Annotated in this window: 16 protein-coding genes and 1 pseudogene; 1 reads left to right on the top strand and 16 read right to left on the bottom strand. The window is 40.9% G+C overall.

What is annotated here, in order from left to right:
* Positions 1-118: 118 nt before the first annotated feature.
* Both SJY38_RS04245 and SJY38_RS04240 read right to left on the bottom strand, forming a co-directional pair.
* A complete protein-coding gene (locus SJY38_RS04245) occupies positions 119-589 on the bottom strand; it encodes a GNAT family N-acetyltransferase (RefSeq protein ID WP_004588851.1) in 471 nt (156 codons plus the stop codon).
* A 158-nt stretch (positions 590-747) separates the two neighbouring features.
* Positions 748-3,012, bottom strand: a complete 2,265-nt coding sequence (locus SJY38_RS04240) for an EAL domain-containing protein (protein ID WP_377109326.1) — start codon at positions 3,010-3,012, stop codon at positions 748-750.
* 386 nt (positions 3,013-3,398) lie between these two features.
* On the opposite strand from SJY38_RS04240, the gene cysZ reads away from it, so the two are divergent.
* Positions 3,399-4,112, top strand: a complete 714-nt coding sequence (gene cysZ / locus SJY38_RS04235) for a sulfate transporter CysZ (protein ID WP_377110196.1) — start codon at positions 3,399-3,401, stop codon at positions 4,110-4,112.
* Positions 4,113-4,161: 49 nt separating this feature from the next.
* On the opposite strand, the gene SJY38_RS04230 is transcribed toward cysZ, so the two are convergent.
* From SJY38_RS04230 to hemA, 14 genes and pseudogenes are all read right to left on the bottom strand, one after another.
* The gene (locus SJY38_RS04230; RefSeq protein ID WP_377109325.1) at positions 4,162-4,701 is read right to left on the bottom strand and encodes a hypothetical protein; all 540 of its coding nucleotides are present in this window, start codon (positions 4,699-4,701) and stop codon (positions 4,162-4,164) included.
* Entirely contained in the window at positions 4,702-8,013 is a 3,312-nt protein-coding gene (locus SJY38_RS04225; RefSeq protein WP_377109324.1) for an Ig-like domain-containing protein, read from the bottom strand.
* A gap of 17 nt (positions 8,014-8,030) precedes the next feature.
* Positions 8,031-9,116 carry a 23S rRNA (cytidine(2498)-2'-O)-methyltransferase RlmM gene (gene rlmM / locus SJY38_RS04220; protein ID WP_004588846.1) on the bottom strand — a complete coding sequence of 362 codons (1,086 nt, stop codon included), beginning with the start codon at positions 9,114-9,116 and terminating at the stop codon, positions 8,031-8,033.
* A 17-nt stretch (positions 9,117-9,133) separates the two neighbouring features.
* Positions 9,134-9,502 (bottom strand): DUF423 domain-containing protein, encoded by a 369-nt coding sequence (locus SJY38_RS04215; RefSeq protein ID WP_198401364.1) that lies wholly within the window; start codon positions 9,500-9,502, stop codon positions 9,134-9,136.
* Positions 9,499-10,134 carry an alpha/beta family hydrolase gene (locus tag SJY38_RS04210; protein WP_138685610.1) on the bottom strand — a complete coding sequence of 212 codons (636 nt, stop codon included), beginning with the start codon at positions 10,132-10,134 and terminating at the stop codon, positions 9,499-9,501. Before SJY38_RS04210 ends, SJY38_RS04215 begins: the two co-directional genes overlap by 4 nt.
* Before the next feature lie 2 nt (positions 10,135-10,136).
* Positions 10,137-11,033 carry a transcriptional regulator GcvA gene (locus SJY38_RS04205; protein ID WP_004588843.1) on the bottom strand — a complete coding sequence of 299 codons (897 nt, stop codon included), beginning with the start codon at positions 11,031-11,033 and terminating at the stop codon, positions 10,137-10,139.
* 128 nt (positions 11,034-11,161) lie between these two features.
* Positions 11,162-12,016 carry a 3-deoxy-8-phosphooctulonate synthase gene (gene kdsA / locus SJY38_RS04200; protein WP_054983446.1) on the bottom strand — a complete coding sequence of 285 codons (855 nt, stop codon included), beginning with the start codon at positions 12,014-12,016 and terminating at the stop codon, positions 11,162-11,164.
* A 9-nt stretch (positions 12,017-12,025) separates the two neighbouring features.
* Positions 12,026-13,279: a DUF819 domain-containing protein gene (locus SJY38_RS04195; RefSeq protein ID WP_377109323.1), complete on the bottom strand. Its 1,254-nt coding sequence runs from the start codon at positions 13,277-13,279 to the stop codon at positions 12,026-12,028.
* Positions 13,280-13,293: 14 nt separating this feature from the next.
* A complete protein-coding gene (locus SJY38_RS04190) occupies positions 13,294-14,121 on the bottom strand; it encodes a tetratricopeptide repeat protein (RefSeq protein WP_004588840.1) in 828 nt (275 codons plus the stop codon).
* Positions 14,122-14,413: 292 nt separating this feature from the next.
* Positions 14,414-14,788: a SirB2 family protein gene (locus tag SJY38_RS04185; protein WP_377109322.1), complete on the bottom strand. Its 375-nt coding sequence runs from the start codon at positions 14,786-14,788 to the stop codon at positions 14,414-14,416.
* A gap of 314 nt (positions 14,789-15,102) precedes the next feature.
* Positions 15,103-16,044 (bottom strand): annotated as a pseudogene (locus SJY38_RS04180) (DUF3369 domain-containing protein); the annotation flags it as partial.
* A gap of 57 nt (positions 16,045-16,101) precedes the next feature.
* The gene (gene prmC, locus SJY38_RS04175) at positions 16,102-16,941 is read right to left on the bottom strand and encodes a peptide chain release factor N(5)-glutamine methyltransferase (RefSeq protein WP_055253086.1); all 840 of its coding nucleotides are present in this window, start codon (positions 16,939-16,941) and stop codon (positions 16,102-16,104) included.
* A gap of 2 nt (positions 16,942-16,943) precedes the next feature.
* A complete protein-coding gene (gene prfA / locus SJY38_RS04170; RefSeq protein ID WP_004588836.1) occupies positions 16,944-18,029 on the bottom strand; it encodes a peptide chain release factor 1 in 1,086 nt (361 codons plus the stop codon).
* 7 nt (positions 18,030-18,036) lie between these two features.
* Positions 18,037-19,293, bottom strand: a complete 1,257-nt coding sequence (gene hemA / locus SJY38_RS04165; RefSeq protein ID WP_004588835.1) for a glutamyl-tRNA reductase — start codon at positions 19,291-19,293, stop codon at positions 18,037-18,039.
* Positions 19,294-19,321: the final 28 nt, after the last annotated feature.

Here is a 19,321-nt window from a genome sequence, read left to right as displayed (position 1 = left end):
CTGTGCACAGGTATTAAATATACGTGGCGAATTTTATACGAAGATAGCAGTGAAAAACAGTGAAGTATTTTTTGCGCCTACAGAGTCAGCTATAGGCACACAGTAGTAAATAGCTTATTTATTCTGGCTCAGGGCTCAGGGCAAGCTCCATAAATACACTTTGTGGGTTATCTTGATACGAGCCAAAGCTTGCACAGCGCGCAAAACCTAAATCTTCATATAAACTAATTGATTCGGTTTGCTTTGGGCCTGTTTCTAATCGGATAAGTGGAATTTTTGTTTCGCCGGCGTAATGCAGGAGGTTTTGCATTATGCGTCTTGAAAAACCTCTACCACGGTAACTTGGTTTTACGTATAAACGCCTTATTTCGCCATATAGCGCGCCGTCATTTTGCTTAACAATAGCGCCACAGGCAATAATGCCATCTTCGTTTTTTAAACCAATTGCGTAAACGTTGTCTTTGCTTAATTCTTCTAATTTGAGAGATTGGGCTGTAGCCACGGGGTATAAGGAGTTTATCAGTCTATCTATATCTGCAAACACATTAACTACATCAGGATCCTTAGGGGTTAATTCGACTAACTGCATCTCTTGTCGTCCATTTTATTATTTTGAATCGTTATAGTGGCTTCATAATATATACTTAATACGCGTGTTCCTAGTGTTGTTTAAACAAAATGTTTTAATAAGGTAAAAATAGCTTTATTAAAACGTTAGCTTAATTTACAAAAACGACGCACAGCCTGCTAAGCACTTAGGCTTTGCTTTTTTAATTGATGGGCATGCCACTTAATATAGTTACTGGCATTCATAGGTTTTGCGACTAAATAGCCTTGTATACAATCTGCATTGAGCAAGTTTAGTAACTCAAATTGCGCCTCTTGCTCTACACCTTCAGCAACAACGGTAATGTCTAAACTTTTGCCCAGGCTTATAATCGTATTAACAATATTAAAGCCTTTGCCTTTATCTAAAATCTTATCGATAAAGCTTTTATCAATTTTTATTTCCTTTACGGGGAACGCATTTAAATGGGCTAAACAGGAATACCCTGTACCAAAGTCGTCTATAGAAAACACAAAACCTTGTTCTTGTAGCTCCGTCATTTGCTTTATTGTGCTGTCAATATCGCCCGATAGCATGGTTTCGGTGATCTCAAGTTTAATATGCTGCGGTTTTATATTGAACTCTTTAATTGTAGAGCAGAGCTCACGGGTAAGCTGCGCAGAATTAAACTGTATATGACTAATATTTATAGATACGCTAAAGTGCTCATCTATCATGTTTTTTTCATTAAGTTGATTAATAAGGCTGCATATATTGCGAAGCACTATGTTTTGCAGTTTTTGAATCAGGCCATATTGCTCTGCAATAGGAATAAACTGATTAGGCGCAATAACCCCTTTATTAGGGTGTATCCACCTTATCAGTGCTTCTGCACCTACTATCTTCCCTTGCATACTAATTTGCGGCTGAAAATACGCACAAAATTCGTTATTTGCGATTGCTCTTACAATATCCGTTTCTAATTCGGCTTGGTTTTCGAGTAAAGTTTGCAGTTTAGGGTCATAAAAGCTGCAGCTATTGCCACCTTTTGCCTTAGAGCGGTACATGGCGGTATCTGCAAATTTTAATATATTATCGGTGGCTGTGTGCTCTTCGTTAATTAAGCAAATACCTATACTGCAGCTAACTTGAAATGCCAGCTCCCCTATTGCAAACTTATCATTAAACACGCCTTGTACTTTTTTAGCGACTATTTCAGATTCAATACAGGCTTGGTGATTATGCTCGCCAATGTATTCGAGTAAAATAATAAATTCATCACCGCCCACTCTAGCTAAAGTATCAGATGATCGTATTACGCCACCTAAGCGTTTTGCTAATTCTATTAATACTTGATCTCCGGCGCCGTGGCCTAATGAATCGTTTATTCTTTTAAAGTTATCAACATCTAAAAACAGCAATGCGCCCGTTTTTTTGGTGCGTTTAATACGCTCCACACACTTTGCTAGGCTGTCGCTGAGCATTCGTCTATTAGGGAGCCCTGTTAGTGGATCAAAAAACGCAAGCCGTTGAACTTCTTGCTCGGCTTTTTTGCGAAGGGTTACATCTCTTGCCATCCACACTACGTGCTTAAGTTCTGGTTTTTCTGGCTGGTAGTTAGTAAGTGCAGCCGCTCTTCCTTCAAAGGTTATGTGGCCTTTGGGCACGGCTAAATCGTACTCAAATATTTGCATTTCATTGGTGAGAATGGTTTTTTTAATAATCCCCATGATCATGTCGGCATCTTTTTCTGGGAACAAGTCTTGCACATTTTGACCAATTAAATCGGTGGGCGATTCAAGTAATAAGTCACTCGAGGTACCGTAAATATCGGTATAGACGCCCTCTTCGTTCAAAATCAAAATAAGATCGGGCATCACTTGCGTAAATGCTTTAAATTTTTCATTACTTTTTTGCAGGTCTGTCACTAGCTGCCTAGCTTTGAGCGACTCTGCGCTTTTTTCAAGTGCTATGCTAGAAAAGTGTACAAAATAGTCAATGAGTTCTAAATCTTGCTGTGTAGGCGCTTTAGGGGTCCCGTGGTAAATAGCAAAAGTGCCTAATATTTCACTGGTGGTTGAAATAATCGGGGTTGACCAACAAGAATATAAACCGTAGCTGTGTGCTAAATCTTTGTAACCTTCCCACAAGGGCGAAAGGTCAATATTTTGCACAATAACTCGCTCATTTTTATAAGCCGCGGTGCCACAAGACCCTACATTAGGGCCTATAAACACACCATTAATTGCCTTTAAATATTCATCGTCAATATTTGGGGCAGCACGATGAAATAACTGATTACCTGTTAAAGACAGTATTGAGCATCTTGCAGAGTTGTCTTCAATAACTTGCTCTATAGCTAAACAAATATCTTGTAAAACATCGTCTAAGGCAATGCCTAACGCGATTTTAGATAATATATCCTGCTGGTGAGATAACAATTGTTTTAGTTTTGCAGTATTCATACTTCACCATGCATCTAGGTGCTTTTATGTTGCTACGCACTTTAAAAAAGTGCAGTGCATCAACAAATTCCTGCTCTTAGTTCATATATTTAAAATGAGTATAGTTAATAAACTTACAGCACGAGTTTTATTATTACGATTATGGAAATTGTTTTTTAATAAAATAGGTAAAAAACAACTTTAGTATGCGTTAAGCCTACATTATTTTGCAACAAAAAATAAACATCCATAACAAAAACAATCCAGCCAACACACTCTAAAACTTTTTAAAAATTTTGCAGGTTTAACACTTTGTTACTTAAAAAGGCTGTTCAAAATTATCAGTCTAATTATACTGCATGCAGATATGAGTCTTTTTTGAGGTTACTGTGCAGATCATACAAGGTATGGAATATTTTTTTTCAGGCTTTAAATTAATTAGCCAAAAAGGCCTTAAGCGCTTTGTGCTTATTCCACTTTTACTTAATATTTTATTGTTTGGTAGTTCATTATTCTTTTTATTTGGTTGGTTAAGCGACAGCTTTAATTATATAAACAACATGTTACCTGAGTGGCTAAGCTGGCTTGAATGGTTAATGTGGCCCATTGCCGTGCTTGTGGTGCTATTTAGCTACAGCATGCTATTTACGGTAATAACCAACTTTATTGCGGCCCCTTTTAACGGACTACTCAGCGAAAAAGTAGAGCTTTATTTAACGGGTCAAAAAATAAATGACGACGGTTTTGCTGATTTAATAAAAGACATTCCACGCATGGTAGGCAGAGAGTGGACAAAGCTTTGCTATTACTTACCCCGCGCTATTGGCTTTTTTATTTTGTTGTGGATTTTACCCGTTATTGGACAAGTGTTATGGGTTTTATTTACATGTTGGATGTATGCTGTGCAATACAAAGATTTTGCCTTCGATAACCATAAAATAGGCTTTAAGCAAATGAAAGACGATTTAAAGTCTAAACAAGGTTTATCTTATGGTTTTGGCTTTGCTGTTATGCTGCTCACTGCAATCCCATTTATTAACCTAATTGTTATGCCCGTTGCTGTGTGTGGCGCTACTCGTTTGTGGGTAGATAATTATCGCTCTAAATACCGAGCGGGCTAAATAACACTACGGCAAATAATAAAAGCACCTTTTGGTGCTTTTATTTTATCTATATCAACTTAAGTGCAGTGTAATTTAGTCTAGCGCGCCTTGGCAGTACTGCATTTTTTTCATCTTGTAAAGTAAACGCTGTGATCACTATCGAGAATAACTGCTTTTTAAAAGTAATGTTAATGACTTCGCCTATTTTAGTTTTATAAGTGTGTTGCTGATTAAACAGTTTAAGTTCACCGTTTGCTAATTGCTCAACATACAAATAGGGGGTGTGCAAAGGCAGTTTTAACCTTATAACATTTAAACTGCTTTGCTCCTGTACTGCAACCCACTCCCCATCTTTATAAAGCGTATTAAAACGCGTTATGCCCTCGGGCTGTAGTACAGAGTCGTTTTGTATTAAACACGTGCTGCACCCGTTTACATGCCTTTGCTGCCAATTTACTGGCTTGTTATTATAATAAAGCGCATCAGTTAGTAACCATTCACTACTATGGCTGCTACTGGCTTTATTAACAGCGCCTTGGCTACAGGCAGCAATTAAACAAATAATAGCTCCTTGTAAAAGTGCAGCTTTTATAAATCGGTAGCTCATTTAGCGCTCTTTAATTGCTTTAATTTGGTTAATTATAGCCTCGCTTGGCGCTGCTTCTTTTATATAGCTAGGCAATGAAGTAGAAACAGCTTGAACACGCTGCTGTTGATACAGCTTATGGCTCATCGTATTTGCCACACCAAATCGGTTACCTGCACTTTGTGAGTAAAACTGTAAGTTAATCATGCTCCACTCATCGGTATCCGTTAATACAGTAATTTGCGAGTCTTGGTTTGCATCAAAGTTAGTTAATGTATCGCCTAAAATTGCATTACAATTATAATCGACCGCCTCAGAGCCAGGCCTGTTTAATCCTACGCTTTCATCAATAGCACTTTCATTTATATTTGCAGCGCTGCCGTTTGAATAATCAATGATAAAATCATCCGTTGATCCTGTTTGATTATTGGTATTTGGCACAAGGTCGCAGTTAATGTTGTTGGTATAAAACCGGTCGTAATAACGGTCACCTTCGTTATTACCTATGCTTGCAAGCCCCGTTAATTGATATAGATAATTCATTGAGCTTAAATGATTTGGCTTAAAGTTCACTTCTTCGTCGCCGCCATGATAAAGCCCTAAATTATGCCCCAACTCATGAAAAATAGTAGACGCTTGGTAATTATTCGTCACATTTTGTGATGTTTGATCATCAACCGATAACCCCCATCCGCCCATAGTCAGCATTAGGTCATTACCATTTATTTCGGCAATACCCGAGCCACTAATGCTGCCATCTTCGTTACCACTGTTTGCCATTAATAAATAATGAAAAATTGGGCGGCGCGTTGTATCGGCATATTCCATCTTATAGGCAAATAAATTAGCGGTACCTTGGTCATACTCAAAGGGCGTGTAACTGTTAAACGGTACGGTTGTACCGCCTCCTAAATCAAAGTTAGCGGTGGAAATACCTGTGCTTTGGTCAAACAAATCGCCTACATCAAAATGCACTGTGTAACCGTTACTTGCAAATACGCTTACTACTTTTTCTAATGCTGTACGCTGTGGCGTAATACCTATATCGGTACTGTCCATATAATCAATTTCTATAAATATATCTTTTTGATTTTCCCGTGCGCCCCATTCGTATAAAGGCAGCCCGCCAAACGTGGCGCCTTCTTGCTCACTGCAATCAGGGATCCCATCTAAATCTGTATCGGTATCACAGCTAATATCATTTTGACCTGCCGGCGTATTAAACACTGAGTAAACCCAATCACTTGCTTGATTAGTATCTGTTGCATTAAGCGCACGTTTTAAGCTTGACCCTTGTTCGGCCTGCATTTGTGGTGCGTTATCGCCTTGCCATTGCGTGGCACTAACCGGTTGCTGGGTAGAATTACCAAATTTAACAAAGTCGATTGTTTGTGTGGCGGCGCTATTTAATAACTCTGCAAAGCCATTTATATACCAGTAAGGACGTAGCGCATCGCTTTGGTTACCCACCAGCACAATTGTAGGGTTATTAAGTGCCGCACTTGCTAAAAACTCATCACCAAAACGACTTTGCAGTAAAATATAACTGCCGTTTTCTAATACTTTGTTGGGTAATGTAAATACTTGCTCTGCGCTCACTGAGCCATCAAGCATATTAATTGCGCGCGTTTTTAATGAATAGTTTTGTAAATTAACAGCCTCTCCAGTGCCGTTATAAATCTCTACCCAGGGCGTATCATTAGTAAATTGCACCGATATTAGCTCGGTTATTTTTAAATCTTGGGTTGAGGTGGTAAATTCACTCACTTGGCCTACTGTCGCAGCAGTACCAGAAAAATTAACTAATTGGTCATTTACACGCACTTTGTAAAGCGTGTTTTCTGAAAAATCAGCGCTTAAGTTAACGTTTTTAAAATAGTCACTCGTCTCATCAGGCGCACCAGATACGCTCTCTACATTAAGTGCAACACAGCTTGTAAAATCATCACTTGATACCTGAACACTGCCTTCACAGCTCCCCACGCTACTATTTACGGTTAACGAACTGCTCAGCATCACATCTGAAAACGTAATGCTAATGGGGGTGTCAACCAATACCGGTTCATCTGCTCCATTAGGCGTTATTTCTGTCACCGTTGCAGCGCTGGTATCAATAATTGTCGTATTAAGTAAAAAGTTAGTGCTGTCTTCACCATCACTGGCGGTCAGTGTATAGCTTTTTGCAGAAATACTATTTACAGGCGGTGTATAGCTAAAGCGCAGCGCTTGGGCATCAATAACACTCACCTGCGCCCCTTCTAGGTCATCTGGAAAAGTAATTTGTACCGTATCGCCATCGGCATCATTTACCGTCAAATTAAATTCAGCACTTAAGTTATATTGCACCTCAACGGTTACATCGTCTGCCACAGGCGGATTGTTAGGCGGCACCACAATCACCGTTTTTTGGGCGCTATTAGTTGCATCGTCGTTATCTCTAACGGTGGCTAAAAAGGTAATATTGGTATTTTGAGCAACTGTTGGAGCATTAAACGTAATGCTGGAGTCGGTTTGCGTAAATTCGACCACGGGGCCGTTTGTTTGCTGCCAGCTTAGCTCGCTAATGGTGCCATCGCTGTCCTGCGCTGTAGCTGTTATTGTCACTGACTCATTTTGTATTGCCTCGTCAGGCCCAGCTAAGGTAACACTAGGTGCGCTATTTAATTGCGTAATAAGTACCGTGGCACTGCTTTGTACAGTGCCCCCGGCATTGTCGGTTACAGTAACACTAAAACCAAGCGTTTCATTTTCACTTACATTTGGGGCGGTAAAGCTTAATTCACCTTCAGTTTGGCTAAATTCGATGGAGGAGCCAGCAGATTGTACCCACACTATGGCGCTAATTGTGCCATCTATGTCTTGTGCATTAGCAATTAAACTAACTTGGGTATTAGCCAGTGCACTACTTGGGCCTGTAATATTAACTGTGGGAGGGGTGTTTTGAACCGTGATAGTCCCAGAGAACACTTGCTCTGTAGTGGCGCCGTCATTATCGGTTACTAGCACCGAAAAGCTAAAATCAGTGTCGCTCTCTACACTGGGGGCCGTTACTGTGAGTATGTTGCCATTGGCAGTAAAGGTAAATTCAGGCCCCGACAGCTGCTGCCATTGATAACTAGACACCTGCCCGTCACTATCGCTTGCCTGAGCCGTAATAGTAAAGGTTTGGTTAGCAATAATAACGCTGCTGCTTACATCAACACTCACAGTAGGGGCGGTATTGCCAGTTGAGCCACTATCGGTGGCGTCACTATCGCTGCCACCGCCGCAACCGGCTATTAAAAGTGATAAAAAAAGTAATCCTAGCCATTTATAAACATTATTTAATACCACTTTTATGCCTCTATGATTTAGCTATACAAATTTTGGGGCACCTTAACAACGTTTAAATGAACGGTAATTTCCTCACGATCATGATACAAATGCTTAGCTTGCAACTCATAGGTTATACCGTACTTAGTAAGCTCTTCTTTGATCATCGTTAGGCATTCATAAACACTATCAAAGCGTTTTTTCATAGGCAGCTTTAAATTAAATATCAGCTCTTTGGCGTATGCGTTTACTGCCCAGTCAATCATTAGATTAGTCACTTTGGTTGGTTTTTCCACCATATCGCACACTAACCAGTTAATATTTCTTTTTTCTGGGCGGTATTTAAAACCATCGGCTCTAAAGTGTTTAACTTGGCCTGTTTCCATCAAACTATCGTTCATTGGGCCATTATCTATTGCGCTAACAAACATCCCTCTGCGTACTAATTGATAGGTCCAACCGCCTGGGCAAGCGCCTAAATCAACCCCTCGCATGCCTGGTTGTACTCGCGCTTCTCGCTCTTTTTCAGGAATAAAAACATTAAAGGCTTCGTCAAGTTTTAACGTTGAGCGGCTCGGTCCGTCACTTGGCATACGTAAACGTAAAATGCCCATAAAAAACGGCGAATTATTATAACTATACGAATACCCTACATACGCGGCATTGTTTGCTAAAAATAGTACATGCATTACCGGGCGGTTTGCCTTTGGCTCACGTAATACCGTGTTTTGCTTTTCGAGTGCTTTTTTTAACGGCGTTGATATTTTTTTACAAAAGGTCAGTAGCTCTTTGCCTTCGTTAGTATCGGGAGTTTCTACGCGCAATTCACTACACAAAGGAAAATCCTTTGCGGCTTCTTTTAATGCAGTGACCCTATCTTCTACCGGCATATTTTCGATTAACGTGCCAGCAAACCACTGGCGCGCAAATACCATATTTTTAAAGTCGACCTTTTTGATTATTTCGTCGCTGTGTTGCGCTTCAAAACATTCATAAATCACGTAGCCGGTATTTGGTTTGGCTTTTACATAGCCGGCAAAACCTTGCTCGGCAGCATGAAACGTTATTTCAGCAGCCGCATCGTTTTCAAAACCACTACGACAATAAATCACAACACTAGACATATTAACCCTTAAACTCTTTAAAACTTAAATCGTGCAACTTGCACTAAAATAACAACCCAACCAATTATAAAACATAACCCACCTAATGGGGTTATTGGGCCTAACCACTTCATGCCGCTTAGGGCTAGTAAATATAAACTGCCACTAAAAAGCAGTGTACCGGCAATAAAAAAACCTCCCGCCATGGTTAAATTAATACCCCACTTAATAAGAATCGCCACGGCTATAAGCGCTAAACCATGCACCATTTGATACTCAGCTGCGGTTTTAAATACCCCGAGTGAATACTCAGTTAAACGGCTTTTTAAGCCATGTGCGGCAAATGCCCCTAACATAACCGACAGCATGCAAAAAAAGCTGCCCGTGAGTAAAAATAATTTAATCATAATTGCTCCACTCTATTGGCTATAAATTTACTTGCTTCAAGCGCTGCAGTTTCACGGTTTTGCAGCTCGCTCACACCACTTTTTTTGCGTGGTTTGAGTGAATGGTCGCCATCGCTAAGCCAAACATAGCTTGGCTGCTTTGGCATAGAAAGCGTTTTAAGCTCTTCACGGGTGCCAAAGGTATCTCGCTCGCCTTGTAAGACTAAAAACGGGCAAGGTATGTCTGCAAAATGATCGGTGCGTAGCTTATCTAGCTTACCGGGCGGATGAAACGGATAGCCAAACGCTAATACCCCTGCAATCGGTTGTGTAGAGCTACAAGCAAGCATAGACGCCATACGCCCGCCCATCGACTTGCCGCCAATAAATAATGGTAAATTAGGTTGCGCATTTGTTAGTACTTGCTCGTAATAAGCTAACAGTTTAGGGGCTCGCTCTGGCGGCCTGCGTTTTTGTGTTTGTTTAGCAATTTGCATGTATTCAAAATCAAATAAACCTACATCAATACCCTGCGCACTAATGAGTTTAGCCATATGCTGCATAAAATCAGAATCTGATCCAGCTCCGGCACCATGCGCAAATATAAACTGTGCAATAGCAGGCTGCGTTGCGCTTTTAAACCATTCAATCATTATTAATACTCTTGTTCTTGTTCAACTAAGCTCAGCATCCAATCTTTAAACGAGACTATTTTACCCAGCTCTGTTTGCGACTCTCTAATCACTAAGTAATACGCGTTTTTACTCTCTAAGCTGTGGCTAAATGGGATCACTAAACGGCCCGCGTCAATATCGGGTTTGGCAAGCACACTATTGCCTATTGCTACACCTTGACCGTGCACCGCGGCTTGGAGCACCATTGATGAGTGGCTAAATATAGGACCTTGATTCACTTGTACATTACGTACACCTGCCGTTTTCATCCAGGTTTTCCAGTTACGACGCGTGGTATCGTGTAACAAGGTGTGCTGGGCTAAGTCACTCGGTTGATTAAGCGGTTTATGCCCGCTTAATAACAGTGGGCTACATAAAGGCACTAAATACTCGGTGTGCAATTTGTAAGTTTGAACTCCACTCCAGTGGCCTCGGCCGTAGTAAATAGCAATATCTACATCATCGGTTAACGAGTTTTCGTCTTGGTCTTGCGCTTTTATACGCACATCGATTTCGGGGTGGAGTTCGTTAAATAAACTTAATCGAGGTACCAACCACTGAATTGCAAAACTCGGGGTTAAACTTACGGTAAGCGAGCCTTTTGCACCGCGAGCAAGTAGCTTTTCGGTAGCATCTATCAGCTGGGTAAAAATCTCTTTAATATCTAAAAAGTAGCCTTGGCCTTCTTCGGTTAATAATAACGAGCGATTTTTACGTAAAAACAATTTTAAGCCTAAATGCTCTTCAAGTGTTTTAATTTGATGGCTCACTGCCGCTTGCGTTACATACAGCTCTTCTGCTGCTTTAGTAAAGCTCAAATGGCGTGCCGCGGCTTCAAAAGCTTTAAGTGCGTTTAATGGGGGGACTCGTCTTGACATAGTAACCAAGCTTAGAATTAGTTTTTCTTATGCGTAAGATTATATACAGCATCGTTGTGTGTGTATATTAATCGAATAAAAAAAGCGACCTAAGTCGCTTTTTAACTATTACCTAAATAGGTGTTAAATTATAAATCGCTTGCGCTTGTATCAAGTGGTGCAAAGCTTTTAATTAAATCATCTACCGCTTTCATTTGCGATAAGTACCCTTCAAGCTTGCTAAGTGCCAATGCACATGGACCATCACACTTTGCTTCATTAGGGTTAGGGTGCGCTTCAATAAATAGGCCCGCAATGCCCAGTGCCATGCCGCTGCGAGCAAGCTCGGCAGCTTGTGCACGGCGTCCATCAGCAGAGTCAGCTCGCCCGCCTGGGCGCTGTAGTGCATGGGTGGCATCAAAAATAACCGGTGCCATGGCTTTCATGTCATCCATACCTAGCATATCAACAACTAAGTTGTTATAGCCAAAGCTTGAGCCGCGCTCACACAGTGCCACATTATCATTACCTGCTTCATTAAATTTAGTAATGATATGGCGCATTTCGTGTGGGGCTAAAAACTGTGGTTTTTTCACATTAATAATGGCACCCGTTTTAGCCATAGCTACCACTAAATCTGTTTGGCGTGCTAAAAATGCAGGTAACTGAATTACATCAACCACTTCAGCTACAGGCGCTGCTTGGTGTGGTTCGTGCACATCGGTTATAAGCGGAATATTAAAGGTATTTTTAATCTCTTCAAATATTTTTAAGCCTTCTTCCATACCAGGGCCGCGGTAAGAATTTATTGATGAGCGATTCGCTTTATCAAACGAGGCTTTAAATACATAAGGAATATTTAATTTAGACGTTACTTCTACATAGTGCTCTGCAATGCGCATTGCTAAATCGCGCGACTCTAAAACATTCATACCACCAAATAATACAAATGGTTTGTCGTTTGCCAGCTCAATATTATTAATATTAATTACTTGGTTGTTCATTTAAATTCCTTAAGGTGCAACTGCTTGCATCATTAATCCACAAATGTAGGCCATATATGTACCTACACCATACCCTAGTACAGCTAATAAAACGCCCACTGGCGCAAGCGAAGGGTGAAACGCAGAAGCCACCACAGGCGCCGACGCAGCGCCGCCAACGTTAGCTTGCGAGCCCACCGCCATATAAAATAACGGGGCTTTTATTACTTTGGCTACAATCAGCACTAAACTTGCGTGCGTTAGCATCCAAATAGCCCCAATTAAAAATAACCCAGGGTTACTAAATATAGCGGTTACGTTCATATGTAAGCCAATTGATGCTACTAAAATATATAAAAAGCTTGAAGCAACTTTTGATGCGCCAAACGCTTCTATTTGCCTTACTTTAGTAAATGATAAACTAATACCAATAGTGGTTGAAATAACAATTAGCCAAAAGAATTTACTGTTTAAACTGTATTCTTTAGCCCACGCGTAATTGTTTGCAAAAAACGGCCCTAAAAAGTCGGCACAAAAATGAGCAAGCCCCGTTATACCAAATGCTATGGCAATAATGGTCATGTAGTCATTGAGTGTCGGCATGCGGGCATGCTCTGCATGGTATTGCTCAACACGGTTTTTTAAATCTTCTATGGCGGTTGTATCAGCCCCTGTTGCGGCATCAATTTTTTTATGGTTTGCGGCCATTAGTAATAAAACAGCCATCCAAATATTCGCCACAATCACATCAACGGTCACCATAACCGAGAATATATCGCCGCCCACTTCAAACATTTCTTTCATTGAGGCTTGGTTTGCGCCGCCGCCAATCCAGCTGCCGGCAACCGTTGTCATACCACGCCAAACAGCATCTGGGCCGTGGCCGCCTACTAAATCAGGGCTAAATACGCTAACCACTAAAATAGATAAGGGCCCACCAATCACAATACCCAGCGTACCCACTAAAAACATAATTAGCGCTTTGGGGCCTAAATTAATAATCGCTTTTAAATCAATACTAATAGTAAGTAAGATTAAACATGCTGGCAGCAAATAGCGCGAAGCAACATAGTAAACATTTGAACTATGTCCATCTACAATGCCAAACGTATTGAGTAAAGAAGGTAAAAAGTAACACAGCAATAATGCTGGTACATATTTATAAAATGCTTTTAGTTTGGGGTTTTCGCTGCTAGAGGTTTTAAAAATGAACCCTAAAATTACAGCAAGCAAACCCAGTACAACAGCATCATTAGTAATTAATGCAGTGTGAGTATCAGCCATATTTGTTCCTATTCTTAATGGTGTGTTTTATTATTATCTTCAAGTTCTTCTAGTTGATGCTGAATAATTTCAATTGCCGGATCGTCCGGGCACTCATCAATAAAAAACTGTAAATCATCGCGTGCCATTTTAGGACAATCTAACTGATTGAGTAAGTAACCTCTGTCGCGTCTCTCGTACGGGTCATCGCCTAATAGCTCCATTAGCAACTCAACACATACCAGCGCGTGGCCAAATTTATTTTCGCTAATAAACGACCATTTTTGCTGCGCTAAAAACAATTTATAAACTTCATCGTTATAAATAAGCTCAAGTGGCTCTTGCTCTTGGCCATTTTCTTCATCCGCATTTTCAGGAATGATGTACCAGCTCTGTTGCCCACTGCTAGGCTCAATAATGTAGCCTTCTTCATCACTTATTGCGACATGCACGCTAATATCTCCCTGATTAATACACACACTGGCATCTAATTGCGCTTGCTCAAGCAAATGGCTCAATAAAATACCTAATGTGGTTATAGAGCCGCTGCGCATAGTGAGTGTATAGCTTAAGCTATTTATTTTATGCTCTGGTACTTTTAGCCCAGAGGCGCTAAATAGCCATTTGCTATAAAAAATATCAAGAAGGGCTTCTAATCTATCGTGTGGGTCTTTTTGCTTTGCGCACATCGCAGTGATCTGCTGCTCAAAGTCAGTTAATACAGAAAAAGTTGGCGCTAAATCTATTTGAGGGTCCCATTTCGACTCTGCATTAATACACCGATAAAGTGGCGGTGGAGTAAATTCATCATATGCATCATCTAAATAAGATTCGTCGTGTTCGTCATACCCGAGGGTGGTCATCAATACTACAACATTTATTAAAAAACGAAGGCGTAGTTTACCTAATTTTACGGATAGTTACCAATACAGCGAAGCTCCCACCCATAATTATACCCCAGAGGTGTGCTTTATAGTAAAAGGAGTAGGCCAGCCTGGCTGAAAAATGGTGAAGGCTATAAAGCGTGCAGAGGTGTATTAACTGTATTAACTGTTACTCAAGTTCCTTGGGGGTTTAAGTCCCTTACTTATAAGTATCGTGCGTGTTTAAAAAGCATATACACGCACCGACACTTAACTTGCAACAGAGTAGGTATTATAAAAGTAGCGGCGATTTTGCCGTTGCCAAATACCCTATCGCTAAAATCACAACCGTGTTAACTACCACATACATAATTTTTGGCAGCGTATTAGTTTGTTTAGCACTAATAATACCTATCGCAATATAAATCACTACAAGCACTATTTTTTCTAATAACCATAGTTGCTCAAAGGGGTTTATTGTTGCCATGAACACCAATGTTATTGCAGAAATAAGTAATAAAGTGTCAATGCTGTGACTGCCAATAAAAACCAGTTTATTTTTGGCAAGCTTGCCACTGCCCATACGCGAAAAAGAGCGGATGTAAAATAAGATAACGCTTAGCATAGCAATTGCCATGTGTGAGTGTTTTACTGCTAAATAATCCATAAGCCTCAGTACTTTTTGTTTTGTTAAATTTAGTTAAGTGCGTTTAATACCAATCCGCTTAATTAAGTGATCTATTTTGAGGATGGAAAAACGTGTTAATAGCTAGGCAAAAAATTTGCTATTTAGTTGTTCTAAATGAGAATTTTTTAACGCTGATAGCAACACGTTTAGCCCCCTCAAAATGATTAAGTATTATTGCTGCTTGGTATAATACCAAGCCCTACGCACTGCTTTGGCTATTATGCCTCACAAACTAAAAAGCACATAGTCGCAAGGCTATGTGCTTTTTAAATTTATAGTAACGATTAACGTTGTTGTCGTTGCACGTTCTCAAATGCTAGTTGTACATTTTGCGAAAAAATCTCAATTAAATTACGTTGCGTATCGGTTATATTTTTAGGGATCCCCGATATAAATAACATCGAATTGTGATTGTACTCGCTGCTACAATAAGCAAATAAATAGTTATCTTTATAAATTATGCTTTTATCTTTAAGTGCTTGATGACACGCCTCTAGTTGCTCGTTTTGCAGCACCGCATCTAACTCTTTACCCTCGCTTTGCTCAAACTCACCGGTACCAGAGCGCACAATTAGCTTATCGTTACTATTTTCTTGCGTATTTTGCGCCACTAACGTAGTGGCATACACCGCTTGATCAGCAATGCCTAATAACGAGGTAAGTTGCTGCATCACCCCTTCAATAAACTGCTCTATTGAACGTGTGGCAAATATATCGCGCGAGGCAACAATAATTTTTTCAAGCCCTTCGCGAGATTGCTCTATAGAAATAATATCGCGATACGAGCGTAAGCTCGACATAATCACAGTAAACAGTTTTTGCGCTGTCAGCTCTGTTTTCGATTTATAGTCGTTAATATCGTAATTAATAATGACTTGGCGCTCAGGCGCCTGCCCAGGCTGACCGGTTCTTAAAATAATGCGAATATGATTATTATTAGCTTCTTCGCGAATAAATTTAGCAACCTGTAACCCAGCGTCATCTGTTTCCATTACCACATCTAGCAGTACAATAGCGGCATCTGGGTGCGCATTTATTAATTCTTTTGCTTCAGCGCCCGAGTATGCGCTTAAAAATTCTAAACGTTTGTTCTGAAATTCAAAATCACTCAACGCAAGCTTTGTAACAGCATGAACTTCAGGTTCGTCATCAACGATTAATACTTTCCAAGTGCCAAGCTCTACTTCACTTTCTAACTCATCTGGCTCATCTGAAAATAAAAAATCACCCATCATATTAAAGGTTCCTTAATGCATTTATAGAACACACAATCATGGCTGTTTATTATCAAATTAAGGCCACTGTGCGAGCGTTACACGATCGTTATTTCCCAAGTCTTTTACTGTTTTAATATTTATATACGCCATTTGCTTAAACAAATGCCGAACAGCTTCACCCTGTTCAAAACCATGTTCTATTAAAAGATAGCCACTAGGGAGCAAATAGTCACGTGATTGTGTAATTATTTGTTTTATATCAGCCATTCCTGCATCATCGGCCACTAACGCAGAAAGAGGTTCAAAGCGCACATCCCCTTCTTTTAAATGTTTATCGTCGTGTTCAATGTACGGTGGGTTGGTCACAATTAAATTAAACTGCTCATTTTTCAGCGCGCTAAACCAGTTACTTTGCTTAACTTGCACATTATTAATGGCTAAACGCTGCTGATTACGAGTCGCTAAGGCCACCGCATCTGCTACTTTGTCGACTGCTGTAATTTGCCATGTTGGCATTTCACTGCCAAGTGCAAGTGCAATAGCGCCGGTGCCAGTGCCTAAATCAAGCACTTTTGCTTGCTCAGGCACGGTAAGTGCTAAAGCTTGCTCAACAAGTGTTTCAGTATCAGGCCTAGGAATAAGCGTCGTGGCATTCACCTCGAGCGCTAAGCTCCAAAATTCGCGCTGGCCAATAATATGCGCTACGGGTTCACCATTTAAACGCCGTTCACAAAATTCATCATATTGGCGCTGTTCGTCGCTGCTAAGTAGGTTATCTGGCCAGGTAAATAAGTAACTGCGGGGTTTTTGAAGAATATGTAATAGCAGTACTTGTGCGTCTAATTTAGCGCTGTCGCTAGTTGGTGCAAGTTTAGTTGCACCAACCGCTATTGCCTGCTCAAGCGTGTGGCTCACAATTACTCATCGCCCATTGCGGCAAGTAAATCAGCCTGATGCTCTTGCATTAATGGATCGATAATTGCGCCTAAATCACCAGTTACCACTTCGTTTAAGCGATAAAGCGTTAAATTAATACGGTGATCGGTAATACGCCCTTGCGGGTAGTTGTAAGTACGAATACGCTCAGAGCGATCGCCACTGCCCACTAAGTTACGACGCTCAGAGGCCTCAGCCGCATGACGTTTTTCATCTTCGGCTTGCTGTAAACGCGCGGCAAGTACCGACATCGCTTTAGCACGATTTTTATGTTGCGAACGCTCATCCTGACACTCAACCACAACACCCGTTGGAATATGAGTAATACGAATTGCCGAGTCGGTTTTATTTACGTGCTGACCACCGGCGCCAGAGGCTCTAAAGGTATCTACTTTTATATCGGCGGTGTTTATTTCAATGGCTTCTGCTTCAGGAATTTCGGCCATTACTGCAACCGTACACGCAGAGGTATGTACACGCCCTTGCGATTCAGTCTCTGGTACACGTTGCACACGGTGAGCGCCCGATTCAAACTTAAGCTTACCGTACACACCTTCACCGCTAATGTTTGCGATAACTTCTTTGTAGCCGCCGTGTTCACCTTCGTTGGTGCTCACTACTTCAACTTTCCATTTTTGTGTTTCGGCGTAACGGCTGTACATTCTAAATAAATCGCCTGCAAAAATAGCCGCTTCGTCACCACCGGTACCCGCACGTACTTCTAAAAATACATTGTTGTTATCTTTAGGATCTTTTGGAAGCATAAGCACTTGCAGCTCATCTTCTAATGATAAAATTTGCGCTTTAGCTTCTTTGTATTCTTCTTGCGCCATTTCACGCATATCTGGGTCTGAATCTTTTAACATTTCTTCAGCAGTCGCTACATCGTCTTGCGCTTGTTGGTATGCTAAAAATGTTTTTACAATTTCTTCAAGCTCAGAGTATTCTTTTGAAAGAGCACGAAAGCGGTTTTGATCACTAATGACCGACGGATCGCTCAGTAGCGCTTGTACTTCTTCGTAGCGCTCTACTAAGGTTTCTAATTTACGATATACAGACTCTTTCATTTAACTGTTATTCCTGATCAATACCTAACATTTTTTTCAACTGAGTTAGTTGTGCCACTTCACCTTTTTTAGCCGCATCTTGAATTGCACGGGTAGGCGCGTGCATTAAGCGGTTGGTTAATTTATTGGCCAACTCTAATATAATTTTTTCTGCGTCTTTACCCGTATTTAGCTGACTAACCGCCCGCTCAACAAGTTCTGACTTAATGGTTTGTACGTCGTTTCGGTAGTGGCGAATTAAATCAACCGAATCGAGAGAGCGAACCCACATTTCAAATTCTTTTACGCGCTCGCTTATTATTAATTGTGCTTGTTCTGCCGCCTGTTCACGCGCGGCCATATTCTCGCTTACAATGGCTTGTAAGTCATCAACGGAATATAAATAGGCCGCGTCAAGCTCGCCTACTTGGCTTTCTATATCGCGCGGTACGGCAATATCAATAAACAGCATAGGTTTATGGCGGCGCTGTTTTAATGCTTGCTCCACCACCCCTTTACCTATTATTGGTAACGTACTGGCGGTTGAGCTAATAACAATATCGGCTTTGTGTAAACGCTCAGGTAGTTGTGCCAGCGCAATCACATCGGCCGACACTTCCTGCGCTAAACCGCGTGCACGCTCAATGGTTCTATTGGCAACCGTAATTTGTTGCGGCTCATTTTGATATAAATGTTTAGCTACAAGCTCTATTGTTTCGCCGGCACCAATTAATAACACATTGGTTTTATCAAGCTTGCCATAAATATGTTTTGCTAGATTAACCGCAGCAAACGCCACCGACACAGCACTGGCCCCAATATCGGTGTCGGTACGGACCTGCTTAGCTACCGAAAAGGTTTTTTGAAACAACCTATCAAACTTAACGCCTACAGCATCGTGTGTTTTGGCGCTATGATAAGCTTGCTTAATTTGCCCTAAAATTTGCGGCTCGCCCAATACCAATGAATCTAAGCCGCACGCAACACGCATTAAATGATTAATGGCTGCATCACCTTGGTGGCAATATATATTTTTGCTCAGTTCGTGTTCATCCAAACCATGGAAACTGGCAAGCCAAGCTAGCAGTGCTTGGGAATTTGACTGCTCAAGGCTACAATAGATTTCGGTACGGTTACAGGTAGATACAATAACGGCTTCGTTAAAGTCGGCATGACCGCTTAATTGCTGGAGCGCCTCAGACATTTGCTCAGGCGAAAAAGCCACTTTTTCACGTAATTCTACGGATGCGGTTTTGTGATTTATACCAAGTGCTATGATGGTCATATTTGCCAAATATTGCTGCGCCCTACTT

This window comes from Pseudoalteromonas sp. R86517, assembly GCF_042466295.1.
In the GTDB taxonomy this organism is placed as follows: Bacteria; Pseudomonadota; Gammaproteobacteria; order Enterobacterales; family Alteromonadaceae; genus Pseudoalteromonas; species Pseudoalteromonas atlantica.
The sequence above is the reverse complement of the archived record's forward strand: the minus strand, read 5'-3'. Positions and strand labels throughout refer to the sequence as shown.